General features: G+C 70.4%; 13 protein-coding genes. 9 read left to right on the plus strand and 4 right to left on the minus strand.

Annotated elements, in window-relative coordinates:
* Positions 1–12 precede the first annotated feature (12 nt).
* The 3 genes from LZP97_RS03460 to LZP97_RS03470 are packed head-to-tail and all read right to left on the minus strand — an operon-like array spanning position 13 to position 3,318.
* On the minus strand, positions 13–465 hold the full coding sequence (locus LZP97_RS03460; protein WP_010592312.1) for a MaoC family dehydratase: 453 nt from the start codon (positions 463–465) through the stop codon (positions 13–15).
* Positions 462–2,045, minus strand: a complete 1,584-nt coding sequence (locus LZP97_RS03465) for a class I adenylate-forming enzyme family protein (protein ID WP_040275718.1) — start codon at positions 2,043–2,045, stop codon at positions 462–464. The genes LZP97_RS03460 and LZP97_RS03465 overlap by 4 nt, the downstream gene beginning before the upstream one ends.
* A gap of 25 nt (positions 2,046–2,070) precedes the next feature.
* Positions 2,071–3,318, minus strand: a complete 1,248-nt coding sequence (locus LZP97_RS03470; protein WP_230831756.1) for an FAD-dependent monooxygenase — start codon at positions 3,316–3,318, stop codon at positions 2,071–2,073.
* Positions 3,319–3,519: 201 nt separating this feature from the next.
* Here LZP97_RS03470 and LZP97_RS03475 point away from each other — a divergent pair, with 201 nt between their 5' ends.
* Positions 3,520–4,317 carry an IclR family transcriptional regulator gene (locus tag LZP97_RS03475; RefSeq protein WP_225223460.1) on the plus strand — a complete coding sequence of 266 codons (798 nt, stop codon included), beginning with the start codon at positions 3,520–3,522 and terminating at the stop codon, positions 4,315–4,317.
* Between the two features lie 28 nt (positions 4,318–4,345).
* A complete protein-coding gene (locus tag LZP97_RS03480) occupies positions 4,346–4,969 on the plus strand; it encodes a TetR/AcrR family transcriptional regulator (RefSeq protein WP_010592308.1) in 624 nt (207 codons plus the stop codon).
* 29 nt (positions 4,970–4,998) lie between these two features.
* Here LZP97_RS03480 and LZP97_RS03485 read toward each other — a convergent pair whose 3' ends face one another.
* Entirely contained in the window at positions 4,999–6,642 is a 1,644-nt protein-coding gene (locus LZP97_RS03485; RefSeq protein WP_040275724.1) for a helix-turn-helix domain-containing protein, read from the minus strand.
* 220 nt (positions 6,643–6,862) lie between these two features.
* Here LZP97_RS03485 and LZP97_RS03490 point away from each other — a divergent pair, with 220 nt between their 5' ends.
* The 7 genes from LZP97_RS03490 (at position 6,863) to hcaB (ending at position 13,068) form a co-directional block, all read left to right on the plus strand.
* On the plus strand, positions 6,863–8,119 hold the full coding sequence (locus tag LZP97_RS03490; RefSeq protein WP_040275731.1) for an NAD(P)/FAD-dependent oxidoreductase: 1,257 nt from the start codon (positions 6,863–6,865) through the stop codon (positions 8,117–8,119).
* A 115-nt stretch (positions 8,120–8,234) separates the two neighbouring features.
* Positions 8,235–9,092 (plus strand): alpha/beta fold hydrolase, encoded by an 858-nt coding sequence (locus LZP97_RS03495; protein WP_040275733.1) that lies wholly within the window; start codon positions 8,235–8,237, stop codon positions 9,090–9,092.
* Between the two features lie 22 nt (positions 9,093–9,114).
* Positions 9,115–10,017, plus strand: coding sequence for a VOC family protein (locus LZP97_RS03500; RefSeq protein WP_234420174.1), 903 nt, complete (start codon positions 9,115–9,117; stop codon positions 10,015–10,017).
* A complete protein-coding gene (locus LZP97_RS03505; protein WP_010592303.1) occupies positions 10,010–11,341 on the plus strand; it encodes an aromatic ring-hydroxylating oxygenase subunit alpha in 1,332 nt (443 codons plus the stop codon). Before LZP97_RS03500 ends, LZP97_RS03505 begins: the two co-directional genes overlap by 8 nt.
* Positions 11,338–11,898 (plus strand): aromatic-ring-hydroxylating dioxygenase subunit beta, encoded by a 561-nt coding sequence (locus tag LZP97_RS03510; RefSeq protein ID WP_010592302.1) that lies wholly within the window; start codon positions 11,338–11,340, stop codon positions 11,896–11,898. Before LZP97_RS03505 ends, LZP97_RS03510 begins: the two co-directional genes overlap by 4 nt.
* Before the next feature lie 11 nt (positions 11,899–11,909).
* A complete protein-coding gene (locus LZP97_RS03515; RefSeq protein WP_010592301.1) occupies positions 11,910–12,284 on the plus strand; it encodes a bifunctional 3-phenylpropionate/cinnamic acid dioxygenase ferredoxin subunit in 375 nt (124 codons plus the stop codon).
* A complete protein-coding gene (gene hcaB / locus LZP97_RS03520) occupies positions 12,271–13,068 on the plus strand; it encodes a 3-(cis-5,6-dihydroxycyclohexa-1,3-dien-1-yl)propanoate dehydrogenase (protein ID WP_234574964.1) in 798 nt (265 codons plus the stop codon). The genes LZP97_RS03515 and hcaB overlap by 14 nt, the downstream gene beginning before the upstream one ends.
* The last annotated feature ends 52 nt before the right edge of the window (positions 13,069–13,120 follow it).

Genomic DNA, 13,120 nt, shown 5'->3' on the forward strand with positions numbered 1-13,120 from the left:
GGAAGGTGGGTGTCAGTCGTAGTAGCGGAAGATCACCTCGGCGACGCAGGCGGGTTTGTCGCCGTCCTCGATCTCGATGACGCACCGGTAGACGGCATCGACACCACCGTCGAAGGGCACGGTGTCGGTCAGGTGCAGGTCCAGCCGCACCCGCGAGTCGACCGGAACCGCGGCGGGGAAGCGAACTCGGTCGAGGCCGTAGTTGAGTCCGACGGAGCAGAAGGAGGTATCGATGGTCTGCTGGATGAGCCCGCCGATCAGCGCCAACGTGTGGTACCCGTGCGCGATGATCGAGCCGAACGGGGAGGCCGCGGCGCGCTCGGCGTCGAAGTGGATCCAGTTGAAGTCGTGGGTGGCTTCACCGAATCCGCGGATGTGCTGGTGGTCCATCGTCACCCACGGACTGGAGCCCAGGTGCGTGCCGACGTGGTCGGTGAGGTCGGCGGTGCTGTCGAAGACGATCATCGTTCCTCCTGGGACGGGACGGGGGCGGGCGTATCGGCTCTCGGGTCGAGCATCTGTTGCACGCCCCGGCGGTCGAGCTTGGAGTTGGCGAGCAGCGGGATCCGGTCGCAGAACCGCACGCTCTTGGGGATCTTGTAGGAGCTGAGACGCTCGCGAAGGAACTTCTTCACGTCGTCCTCGGTCGGGGCGTGCCCGGGCGCCGGGATCGCAAGCATGTGGGCGGCCTCGCCGAGGTCGGGATCCGGCACGGCGGCCACGGCGGCGAGCTGGATGCCGGGGTGATTCTCGACGATCTGCTCGATCTCCATCGGCGAGATGTTGTAGCCGCCGGAGCGGATGAGCAGTTTCGAACGTCCAGCCAGGACAAGGTTTCCCGAGTCGTCGAAGTACCCGAGATCGCCGGTGCGCAGCCAGCCCGTCGGCGTGATCGCCTCGGCGGTCTTCTCGGGCTTGCGCCAATACCCTTGCATCAACGGGTTTCGGCGTACGAGGATCTCGCCGGGTTCGCCGGTGTGGTGCCCCGGGATCGGTTCGATCCGGATGTCGACGTCGTCGAGCGGCTTGCCGACGGTGCGGGTCGCATCCGCAGGAGTGATGTCCCGATCGGTCATGGTGATGCACCCGACCTCCGTCATGCCGTAGGAGGCGCCGACGACGGGGATGCGGGCGGCGAGGCGTTCGGCCAGGCTCACCGGCAACGGTCCGACCCACCACAACCGCTCGAGCGAGCCGAGGTCCGCGGTCTCGAACCGATCGTGTGCCATGAGCCTGTTGAGCATGGTCTGGATGACTCCCTGCCAGAGGGTGACCTTCTCCTGCTCGATCGCGGTGAGCGCGGCGCCGGCGTCGAAGCGCGGCAGCTGGACGAGGGTGCCGCCGGACAGAATCGCGGACACGATCTCGTTGCCCTGACCGCCGATGTGGTCGATCGGCATGAGCGACAGGATTCGTGGCGCCTCGACGGGGGTGTGGCGCAGGAGCGCGGAGAAGGTGAGGATGCCGCGATGGGTCACGACAGCGCCCTTCGGGTCCCCCGTCGTCCCGGACGTGTAGACGATCGACAGCGGGGCGTCGGGATCGACGGGCCGCACGACGGATCGTGCGGGAGCCACCTCGAAGGGCAAGGGCCCGCCCGGCTCGTCACCGAGATGGACGACGGCACGAATGTCGTGGCGTTCCGCGGCCCGATCGACGAGGGCACCGAACTGCGTGCCTTCGAATCGGTCCACGGTGACGAGGACGGAGGGTGTGGCGTCCGTGAGGATGTAGTCCAGTTCCTTGTCGTTCACCCGCGTCCCGATCCCGAGGAAGATCGCGCCCAGCCGGGCGCACGCGAGATAGACGGCGACGACTTCGGGGCGCGGGTACGAGAGCATGCCGACCCGGTCGCCGGCGCGCACCCCCAGCGCCTCGAGACCGGCGGCGGTGCGTTCGGCCTGCTCGCGCAGTTCGCCGTAGGTGCAGCGGAACGGACCGTGCACGACGGCCTCGCGATCGGGGTGGGCGGCGGCGCGACCGGCGAACACGTCCCAGAGGCTGGTGCTCGGTGTGCCGGGGTCGGGGTGCGGTTGATCGATCATGATGGTCCTCGGCGTGCGGTGGTGGTCAGAAGCGGGTGGACGGTGAGAAGCGTTCGGCGGAACCGGATGTCACCCGGCTGTCCAGCCACATTCCCGGCCGGCTCCACCAGCGCGCGGCGAACGCCGCGCCCCATTGTGCGGCCCGGTCGAGCACGGTGTTCGCCTCCATCTGGGCGAGCGCGCCACCGGCCGCGTCGGCGTTGAAATGCCCCGCGCGGCGGCGTGTCTCGCCGGCCGCACCGACCTGTTCCCGAGCGGCGGCGTCCCCGCCGTCGCGCGCTGCGGCGGCGAACGCCTCGATCGCGGCTTGCGCGTCGCGCACTCCGGAGTTCAACCCGCGTCCGCCGCCGAACGGTGCGAACAGGTGCGCCGCTTCACCCGCGAGGAACACACGGTTGTGCGGGTCGGTGAATCGCGCGGCGACCGCCCGATGGAATCGGTAGCGCGAGACCCACGCGATGCGGTCGCGGTAGCGTTCGCCGAGGACGGCCGCGACCCAGGCGGCGGTGCCGTCGGCCGACTGGAGGGCCTCGACGTCGTCGTCTCGGCGCGCCTGCAGGTCGAGACGCCACCCACCCCGGAAGGGCAGGACGAGGACGTTGCGTCCCTCGACGGCCGGGTGCCGGTAGTGGAACTCCCGTACGAGGGGCAGCGGGCCGTCGGCCACCTCGTCGACGTCCACGATGACGAAGGACGCGTCGGAACGGGGGCCTTCCATCTCGATTCCCAGTGACGTGCGTACCGCGGAGTGCGCACCGTCGGCGGCGACGACGTAGTCCGTGTCGATTGTGCTGCCGTCGACGAGGTGGACCGCGACCCCGTCCGCGGTGGACGACACGCTGCCGACCCGGGTGTTCCACCGGATCGGAATCCCGGCCGCCTCGACGTGCTCGAGCATCGCCCGCTCCTGCAGTCGCTGCGAGATGCTCGAGCCGAACGCGCCGTGGGGTGCGCGCGGGAAGGTCCGTTCGTACACGGTGCGGCCGTGGTACGTCGAACGGATGCGCGGCCAGGTCACGCCCTCGCGGGCGAGTCGCGCGCCCAGGCCGGGGGAGAAGGTGTCGAGCTGGTCCAGCGTCTCGCGGTAGAGGTAGGTCGCGCGGCTTCCGGCGCGGAGGCGGTCGCTGCCCTCGGCCTCGAGGACGGTCGCCCGGAGACCGTGCGAGTGCGCGGCGAGGGCGGCGACGAGTCCGACGGGGCCGGCGCCGACGACCACGACATGACTTCGTGACGCCGAGGTCGGGTCCGGGGGAGCGGGGGATTCGGAGGTCATGGCTTCGACTGTTGCCGGACCCGGGTCGGTGCTCAATGGACGATTCGCCCAGTGATCGGGCCGGGTGTTGTGCGGATCGACCCGAGGCGGTGGGCCCGGCGAGGCGGCGCAGGAGGCGGGCGGGCGTGCTCCGTTGACAGGGTGCCGGCCGGTCGCTAGCCTCGTTGGAACGATCGTTCTAGCCAGCTTGGAGGCGTTTCTATGGCAGAAGATCCCCGCCCCGGACTGAGGTGCCGCACAGTCTCGGCGCCGGACGATCGTGCGACGTCCGCATCGTTGCTCGGCCGGGCCTTCGAGATCCTGGGCGTGTTCACCCAGTCCCGGCGGTCGATGACGTTGAGCGAACTTGCGCGCGGAAGTGGGTTGCCCAAGTCCACGACGCACCGCCTCCTGGCCATGCTGCAGGAGGTGGGCGCCGTCGAGCGCATCGACGACCGCTATCAGGTGGGGCTGCGGCTGTTCTCGGTGGGGATCTGCTCCGCCGAGGTCGAACTGCGCGATGCCGCGCTGCCGTTCCTCGAACGAATCCACCGGGCCACCAGGCAGACCGTGAATCTTGCCGTGCTGCGCGGACACGACGTGGTCTATCTGGCGAAGACGACCGGCGGTGCAACCCCGACCCCCGCCTCGGTGGGCGGCAGGTTGCCGGCTCATGCCACGGCGGTCGGCAAGGCGCTGCTCGCTCACACCCCGGTGGACCCCGACGGGTCGCGATCGCACCCCCTCGTCCCGCGAACGCCCGCGACGATCGTGCGTCCGGACGACCTGCACGCCTGCCTCGAGGGCGTCCGCCTCCGCGGGCACGCGATCGACCGTGAGGAGGCGGCGAAAGGCTTGGCGTGCATAGCGGTTCCCGTTCTGGTGGGCGGCGAGGCGATCGCGGCGATCTCGGTGGCGTTCCCGAGCGGGTACGGCAGCGGCGAGCAACTCGTCTCGCCGCTGCGGGAGGCGTCGGCCGCGATCGGCCGGTCGCTCGGGGCGCGCTACGCATCCGCATAGACGAGTCGAGGGAGGGGGGACCGCATCCATGTCCAGCGCGGAGGCGACGTCGCAGAGCAGTCGCGAGTACCTGATGAACGTCGCGGAGCAGTTGATGGCCGCTCGGGGTTACCACCGGACGTCCATCGCGGACATCCGGCGTGCATCGGGGCTGCCCGTCGGGTCGATCTACCATCACTTCAAGAGCAAGTCCGGCCTGCTCGCCGCGGTGATCGAGCGGGGCAGTCGCAGGTTCTTCGCCAATCTGCCCAGGGCGGTGGATATTTCCGGTTCCTCCGAGGAGACGATGCGCGCGTACTGGTCGGCCGCGGCGGCGACCATCGCCGAGCACATCTCGTACTTCCAGCTCGAGGCGGACATCGTATGGCACGGGGCGGCCGACCCGGAGCTCGCCGCCGTGGTGGCCACGGCCACCGACTACGCCCGCGACCAGCTGGTGGCGGTCGTCGAACCGTTCGCGCGGGAGAGCGGAGTGGGAGACCCGCGCGCGCTCGCGGTCGAACTCGCGCTGACCAGCGTGACCTTCGTGCGCGGTGCCGTCATCGAATCCGGGGGGGACGCCGCGTACCTCGAACGCAAGATCGGCGCCCTCTACCGGATGCTGCGCGCCGACATCGTCGTCCAGGGCGCCGACCGCGGCGCCCGCCAGTAAGGTTGGGGGGTACGGTCGCGCGGCCCGCGTCAGTGGCCGTCCCGGCGTCCCACGACGGTGCTCAGCCGCAGCGCGAGCAGCAGGAAGAAGCGCGCATCCGGGTCGTCGAGATCGACGCGGAGCAACTTGCCGACACGTTCGATGCGGTAGCGCAACGTGTTCACGTGCACGTGCAGTGCCCGGGCCGTTTCCGCCGCGCGCCGGTCCTTCTCCAGATACGTCTGCAGTGTGTGCAGCAGGTCGGAGCCGTCGCGACTGTCCGCGCGGAGCACGGGGGCCAACGTTTCCTCCGCCGCGGCCGCCACGGCGTCGACCCCGCCGACGTGCGCGAAGAGGCGGTACATTCCGAGCGACTCGACGGTGACGACGGTGCGTTCGCGCAGTCCGTGGACGCCCACGCGCAGCGCGAAACGCGCCTCCCGCACGGCCGCCGGATAGTCCTCGGCCCGGCGGCAGACCGGCCCGATGCCGGCGCCGAGCGCGTGGGGGCGGCACTCCTCGATGATCGTCGCGAGGTGCGTTGCGAGGGCAGATGATTCCGCGTCGCCGCGTAGCGGCCACAGCACGAACGCGTCGCCCTCGAACGTGGTCAGCTGCGCGTCGGGGACCCGAGAGCGCACCCGTCGGCTCAGCGTGTCGAGCAGTGCCCGATCCACGGGCCGGTCACCTCCCACGGCGACGACCGCGCGCGGGACGCCGAGGTCGAGCCCGACCAGCAGCGCCCGATGCCACAGCCGGCGCAGCTCGTCCTTCGACCCGTCCAGCAGACTGCGCACCAGGTGATCGGTCAGGCGGATCTCCGCTTCGAGGGCGGCACGGTGCCGCGCCAGGTCCATCCCGACCAGAGCCGCCAGCACGCGCACCGAGTCGTCCCCGGTGGCCGCGGCGCCCCGCAGGGTCAGCGTCGCGTCGCCCGTCCCGGGGACGCGGAACTGCCGCACGCACACCGTCGTGCGGCGCCCGTCGACGGTCGGCTGTGCGGGACCGGCGTTCGGCCCGTCGAGGTGCAGCGACCCGCCCAGCGTGTCGCCGGCGAGTTCGAGACAGTGGTCGACGCCGGCGCCGGTGAGCATCGATTCGGCCGCGGCCAGGAACAGCTCGCGCTCGGCGCGGGTCCGCTCGCGGTCGTCCTCGAGCGTCCGCAGGGACTGCGCGACCCGCGCTCGTTCCGCGGCCCGCCCGCGCAGTTCCCCGGCCATCGAGGCGAGTCCGGCCAGCGCGCGCAGCTCCGCCGACTCGAACGGCCGGCGTGCGCGCGAGACCACATACAGCACGGAGTCGATGTGTCCGGCGCCGCTGACGGGCACCGCCGCCGCCGAGACCAGTCCCTCCCGTTCCAGCAGCTGCCGCATCCGGGGGATCGCCCGGGGATCCGCGCCGTAGTCGGGTGTCGACACCGGCCCGCCGCTGCGCAGCACCTGGCCCCCGAGCCCCCGGTCGGGCGGTATGTGGCTCAGCGCATGGGCTTCGGGCTGACTCAGACCGGACCCGGCCACCATGCGGAGACCGTCCGCGTGGGCGTCCATCCAGAACGCCGCGTCGGCTCGCGCGGTGGCGCGGGCCGAGGTGAGTGCGGCGCGCAGCACGGCGTCGGCGCTGTCGGCCGCGACGATGTCGCGAAGAGCCGTCAGGATGTCGGTGTACTGAGCGCGCCCGGATCGTTCGACAGGCATGCGGTGAGCATACGCCCGGCCACGGCCGCGCTCCGGCGGATCCGTGCGTCCAGGGCTTGGAAAAACGAAGCTACATAACGCTTCACGCCGTCCTCGCGGGCGGAGTTCCGGCGCACGGAACAATCGATGGACGGCGGTGTCCGCCCGGACCTACTGTGACCCGTACAACATGCCTGCGGAGTGGGGCACATCCCAACCGCTCCGTGAAGGAGATGGCACTTTGACCCGTATCGAGCACCACGTCGTCGTCGGAGCCGGCGCTGCCGGCCTGGCCGCGGCATCGGCGATGAGAGACAACGGCTTCGCCGGCCGAATCACCGTCGTCGACGCCGACCCCCACACCCCCTACGAACGCCCGCCGCTGTCGAAGGAGTACCTCGCCGACCGCAGGCTGCGGGAAATCGTGGCCGAGACGGAGTACCGGCGTCTGGACATCGAGTTACGCCTCGGTGTCGGGGTGCGCCGGTTGCGACCGGCGGACCGGCGGATCGACACAGCCGACGGGGACGCGCTGGCCGCGGACCGGGTGCTGCTTGCCACCGGTGTGTCGGCACGACGGCTGGACGTCCCCGGGGCCGATCTCGGGAACATCCTCACGCTGCGGGATGCGGACGACGCCGCGGCCCTGGCCGCCCGGCTGAGCGCGGGGGGACCGCTCGTCGTGGTGGGCGGCGGCTTCGTCGGCCTCGAGGTCGCCGCATCCGCGGCGGACCGCGGAATCGACGTCACCGTCGTCGAACTCGGCGATCTTCCGCTTCTGGCGGCCGTCGGCCCGGACATCGCCCGGCGCATCTGCCGGCTCCACACGGAACGGGGGGTGCGCATCCTGACGCGCCGGACGGTCGACGCGTTCGTGGGCTCGTCCGCCGTGGAGGCGGTGCGGCTGTCGACCGGGGAGCGGCTGGACGCGGCAACCGTCGTCGTCGGATGCGGTGTCGTCCCCAACGACGCGCTGGCGAGGCAGGCGGGCACAGCCTGCGCCGACGGCATCACGGTCGACGACCTGGGCCGCAGCAGCGACTGGATCTGGGCGGCCGGAGACGTCGCGGCGCACGTCAATCCCCACCTGGGCCGCCGGGGGCGCATCGAGCACTGGGACGTGGCCCGCCGGCACGGTGCGGCCGTCGGGGCCTCGATGGCCGGCACGGCCACCGTCAATCGTGAGATCCCCTACTTCTGGTCGCACCAGTACGCGCACACCCTGCAGATGTACGGGCGCGGCCGGCCCGGCGACCGGGTGGTCGTCCGGGAGTCCACCACCGAACCGGGATTCGTGGCCTTCTGGGTGCGCGACGGACGTGTCGCCGCCGCAGCCGCCCTGGACGAGCCGCGCGACGTGCGGTCGGCAAAAATCCTGGCGGAGAACAGAAGTGCGGTCCCGGACGAGGTTCTGCGGTCCGCGGGTACCGACCTGCGCCGGGTGGCCCGGCAACTCGGTCGTTCGGGCGCCCCGCGCGCCGCCGATGTCGCCGGGTGATCCGCGACAGACCGGACCATTCTTCCCATCCACATCCGGCCGGGCCGGGGCGCGGCTGCCGCGCACCCCGGACCGCGTCGAAGCCTGTGCCCCACCGCACGCAGAGAGGACGACGATGACGACGACGATGGAGACCTCCGACGTGGAGGCCGGCGGCTTCCGCATCCGCCTCAACCGGGCAGGCCCGCGCACCGGGGAGGCGATCCTGTTCCTGCACGGATCGGGACCCGGCGCGACCGGCCTGTCGAACTACGCCGCGACCGTTCCGGCATTCGCGGACGACTACGACTGCCTCGTGATCGACCAGGTGGGCTGGGGCGACTCGAGCCACCCCGCCGAGCTCCCCCCGAGCGGACGTGTCCGGCAGCTCGTGCTGAGCAACCTGGCACTGCTCGACGCCCTCGGTCTGGACCGGGTGCACCTCGTGGGGAACTCCCTGGGCGGGGTCGTCGCCCTGAACATGCTGACCGCCGCGCCGGAGCGGATCGGGAAGGTCGTCGGCATGGGCGCCGGCGGCGGCGGGAACACCGCTCCGACCGGGGAACTGCTCAAGCTCATCGAGTTCTACAACGACCCCACGCTCGAGAGCATGAAGCAGCTGATCTCGTACATGCTCTACGACCCGGACCTGTTCGGCGCCGAGATCGACGCGATCGCCCGGGATCGGCTCGAGACGGCGCTGCGGCCCGACGTGCGCCGATCCCACCTCCTCACCTTCGGGCTTCCCGGGCCCGGACCCGGTCTGCCCGGCCTGCGGGTCCCGGAGACGTCGCTGCGGCGGATCGACAACGACGTCCTGCTCGTCCACGGCCGCGAGGACTCCGTGGTTCCCGCCGAGAGCAGCGAATGGCTCGCCCGGCGAATCCCCAACGCACGCCTGCACGTTGTGCCGCACTGCGGTCACTGGGCGCAGATCGAACAGGCCGACCGATTCGTCCAGCTCAGCACGCTGTTCCTGCGCGGCCGAATCTGAGATGTCAAGGAAAGGAAGTCCCGTGAGCACTGTGAATGCTCTTGCATACCTGCGGGTGCGCGGCCCCGTCGACGAGTGGAGGGAGTTCGGCACGCGCATCGTCGGAGCCCAACTCGCCCCGTCCGACGACCCCACCGAGGCCCGCTTCCGGTTCGACGAGCGCGAGTACCGGCTGACGGTCGAGGACGGTCCCGCCGGCGAGGACGCCCTGCTCGCCCTCGGGTTCGAGACACGGACCAGTGCGGACCTCGACGCGCTCGTGCGCCGACTGGACGAGAACTCGGTCCCCGTCTCCGAGGACGCCGATCTGGCACGCGCGCGGAACGTGCAGCGGCTCATCGCCTTCGCGGATCCCGACGGCAACTCGATCGAAGTCGTGTTCGGCCATCCGCACGACCACACGCCGTTCGTCTCACCGCGAGGAATCGACTTCGTGACCGGCGATCTCGGCCTCGGGCACGTGTTCCTCTTCGCGTCCGACGCGCAGGGATCCGCCGAGTTCTACCAGTCGATGCTGGGCTTCCGCCCCAGCGACACCATCGCCTTCGGACCCACGAACGCGGTCTTCCTGCACTGCAATCCGCGTCATCACACCGTGGCCCTCGCCACCATTCCGGGCCCCGGGCCGGGGATCGGCCATCTGATGCTCGAGCTCAGCCGCCTCGACTCCGTCGGGCGTGCGCTCGACCTGGCGATGGAGACGCCCGGACAGGTCGTGCGTGCCCTGGGGGAACACACCAACGACGCGATGACCTCGTTCTACCTGGCCACACCGTCCGGATTCGCCATCGAGTACGGGTGGAACGGCAGACTCGTGGACGACGACTCGTGGACCGTCGGCCACTACCGGTCGGCCAGCACGTGGGGCCACCAGGTTCTCGCCGACGTCCCCAGCGCCGTCGCGGTGGGAGCCGACGATGAATGACATCCATGCACTGGTCGACCCCGCCGGCGGCCGGCTCAACCCCACCGTCTACACCGACCCGGACATCTACGAACTGGAGCTCGAGCGGGTGTTCGGCCGCACCTGGCTCTTCCTCGCGCACGACAGTCAGTTGCCGAAACCCGGGTCGTTCGTCCAGACCTACATGGGGGAGGATCCGGTTCTGGTCGTGCGCCAGCGAGACGGCTCGGTGAAGGCGTTCCTCAATCAGTGCCGGCATCGAGGAATGCGGATCTGCCGCTCGGACGAAGGCACCAGCCGCGCGTTCACCTGCACCTACCACGGCTGGTCGTACGACCTCGAGGGCAACCTGATCAACGTGCCGCAGCAGCAACGCGGATACCGTGACCGGATCGACAAGTCCTCCTGGGGCGCCACGAAGGTCCCCCGCATCGCGAGCTACCGGGGCTTCCACTTCGGCACCTGGTCGGAGGACGTGCCCGACTTCGCCGAGTATCTGGGCGAGATGGCCTACTACTTCGACGCGACCATCGATCGATGGGACAACGGTGTCGAGTTCGTCAAGGGCGCCGCGAAGTGGGTCATCGACTGCAACTGGAAGCTGCCGGCGGAGCAGTTCGCCAGCGACATGTATCACGCGGCGATCTCGCATTCGTCGGCGATGCTGGCCCTGCACGAGGATCCGGCCTTCCACGGCCTGCTCAATCCGCCGCCCGACGCGCCGGGCCGGCAGTTCGCCGGCAACGGCCACGGATCGGGCAGCTTCTGGCTCCCCGAATTCGGCCCCGACCTGCACGCAGGTCCCGAGTACAGCGCGTGGCAGACAGCCAACCGCGACGAAGTCTTCCGCCGGATCGGCGCCGACCGCGCCGTCAAGGTCTGGGGACACAATCTGATCTTCCCGAACTTCTCCTGGCTCGGGCCCGTGAACACGATGCGGGTGTGGCATCCGCGCGGGCCCGGCCAGATCGAGGTGTGGGCATGGACCTTCGTGCCGAAGGACGCCTCGCCGGAGGCGAAGGCGGGCATGCGGCGCGGCACCCAGCGCTCCTTCAGCCCGGCCGGGGTCTTCGAGACCGACGACGGCGAGAACTGGACCGAGGTTCAGCAGGTGCTGCGCGGGTGGAAGTCGCGCAGCACGGAGTTGAACGTCCAGATGGGGATGGGATTCGAGGAACGAGACAGTCACGGCCTTCCGGGTCTGTCCAACGACGTCTACAGCGAAACCGCCGCCCGGGGGTTCTACCAGCGGTGGCTGGATCTCGTCGACGGCCTGCCGTGGGACGAGATCCTCCGCCGGGCCGACGAGGCGACGCGCTCCGAACACGCAGGAGAGAACCGATGACCACCGACACCCGCAGCACCGAGGGGTCGCCCGCGTCCGTCCGGCGCGCCGACGTGCATCTGCAGCACGCGGTCGAGCAGTTCCTGTACGCCGAGGCGGAACACCTCGACAACCACCGCTACCACGACTGGCTCGACTTCTTCGGGGAGGACGTGCACTACTGGGCGCCCACCCGCATGACCCGCACGTTCCGCGAACGCGACGCCGAGATCTCCGGCCCGGACGAGGGGGCGTTCATCGACGACGACTTCCACTTCCTGCGGGGCCGGGTCCGGCGGCTCACCTCGGGCCTGTCCTGGTCGGAGGAGCCCCCCTCGCGCACCCGGCGGTTGCTGACCAACGTCCGCGTCGCGCACCGCGAGGACGGTGATCTCGACGTGGTGTGCAACTTCAGCGTCTACCGCAGCCGCCTCGAGCGGCACGAGGACTGGTTCGTCGGCGAGCGCTTCGATGTGCTGCGCCACCACGGCGGCGCCCTGCCCTTCAAGATCCGCGAGCGCCGGATCGTCCTCGAGCAGACCACGATCCTCGCCCCCAGCATCAGCATCTTCCTGTGAGGTATCCGACGATGACGGCTGAAACATCCAGTGAGAACACGCGGTGGGTTCGGGTCTGCGCGGTCGGCGACCTCGACGACGACGACGCGGTGCGGCTCGACTCGCGTCCGCCGGTGTCGGTGTTCAGGTCGAACGGGGAGTACTTCTGCGTCGACGACACCTGTACGCACGAGACCTACTCCCTCGCCGACGGATGGATCGAGGACTGCGTCGTGGAGTGCCCGCTCCACCTGGCGAAGTTCTGTCTCCGAACCGGCCGGCCCCTGAGTCCGCCCGCGACGACCGCGGTCCGCACACACCCGGTCCGGATCGAGGGCGGCGAGATCCACGTCGGTCTTCCCGGCGCGTACGAACTGAAGGAAGGAGCCCGCAGTGGGACGGCTTGACGGAAGGTCGGTTCTCGTGACCGGCGGCGGATCCGGGCTCGGCCACGCCCTGGTCAGACGGTTCGTCGAGGACGGCGCTCGCGTGACCGTGCTCGACCGGTCGGAGCCGAAGCTCAGCGCACTGCGCGAGGCGTTCGGCACCGGCGTGCGCACCCTGGCGGGCGACGTCACCTCGTTCGCCGACAACCAGGAGGCGGCCGATCTCGCCGTGCGCGAGTTCGGTGCCCTCGACACCTTCGTCGGCAACGCCGGGGTCTGGGACTTCGGCCGGTCGCTGCTCGACGCGTCGCCGGACGAACTCGGGACCGGGTTCGACGAGCTGTTCTCCGTCAACGTGAAGGGCTATCTGCTCGGCGCGAAGGCCGCAGCGCCGCACCTGAAGTCCTCCCGCGGCAGCATGATCTTCACCCTGTCCAACGCGGCGTTCTTCCCGGGCGGCGGTGGCCCGCTGTATGTCTCGTCCAAGCACGCCGGTGTGGGACTCGTGCGACAGCTCGCGTACGAACTCGCCCCGGAGGTCCGGGTCAACGCGGTCGCCCCCGGCGGCATGGCCACCGACCTGCGCGGGCCCGGCGCGATGGGGCTCGCCGACCGCTCCGTGGCCGATGCCATTCCGATCCGGCAGGTGGTGCGCGACAACGGCGCGCTGCAGATCGAGGTGGAACCCGACGACTACGTCGGCGCCTACCTCTACCTCGCGTGCCGTGACGACTCCGCGACCGTGACGGGAACGGTCGTGGATGTCAGCAGCTGGGGAACACCCAAGCGGACCGGCGCCGTCTGACGGGCGCCGGCACAGGGAACCGGGGCGGGTCTGTCGTTCGCGACAGACTCGC

The organism is Rhodococcus sp. DMF-1 (assembly GCF_021441945.1).
Lineage (GTDB): Bacteria > Actinomycetota > Actinomycetes > Mycobacteriales > Mycobacteriaceae > Rhodococcus > Rhodococcus ruber.

Coding starts and splice junctions, on each gene's coding strand:
- LZP97_RS03480 (WP_010592308.1), top strand. CDS start 4,346: ATGTCCAGCGCGGAGGCGACGTCGCAGAGCAGTCGCGAGTACCTGATG.
- LZP97_RS03510 (WP_010592302.1), top strand. CDS start 11,338: ATGACCACCGACACCCGCAGCACCGAGGGGTCGCCCGCGTCCGTCCGG.
- LZP97_RS03460 (WP_010592312.1), bottom strand. CDS start 465: ATGATCGTCTTCGACAGCACCGCCGACCTCACCGACCACGTCGGCACG.
- LZP97_RS03485 (WP_040275724.1), bottom strand. CDS start 6,642: ATGCCTGTCGAACGATCCGGGCGCGCTCAGTACACCGACATCCTGACG.
- LZP97_RS03470 (WP_230831756.1), bottom strand. CDS start 3,318: ATGACCTCCGAATCCCCCGCTCCCCCGGACCCGACCTCGGCGTCACGA.
- LZP97_RS03495 (WP_040275733.1), top strand. CDS start 8,235: ATGACGACGACGATGGAGACCTCCGACGTGGAGGCCGGCGGCTTCCGC.
- LZP97_RS03465 (WP_040275718.1), bottom strand. CDS start 2,045: ATGATCGATCAACCGCACCCCGACCCCGGCACACCGAGCACCAGCCTC.
- LZP97_RS03475 (WP_225223460.1), top strand. CDS start 3,520: ATGGCAGAAGATCCCCGCCCCGGACTGAGGTGCCGCACAGTCTCGGCG.
- LZP97_RS03505 (WP_010592303.1), top strand. CDS start 10,010: ATGAATGACATCCATGCACTGGTCGACCCCGCCGGCGGCCGGCTCAAC.
- LZP97_RS03515 (WP_010592301.1), top strand. CDS start 11,910: ATGACGGCTGAAACATCCAGTGAGAACACGCGGTGGGTTCGGGTCTGC.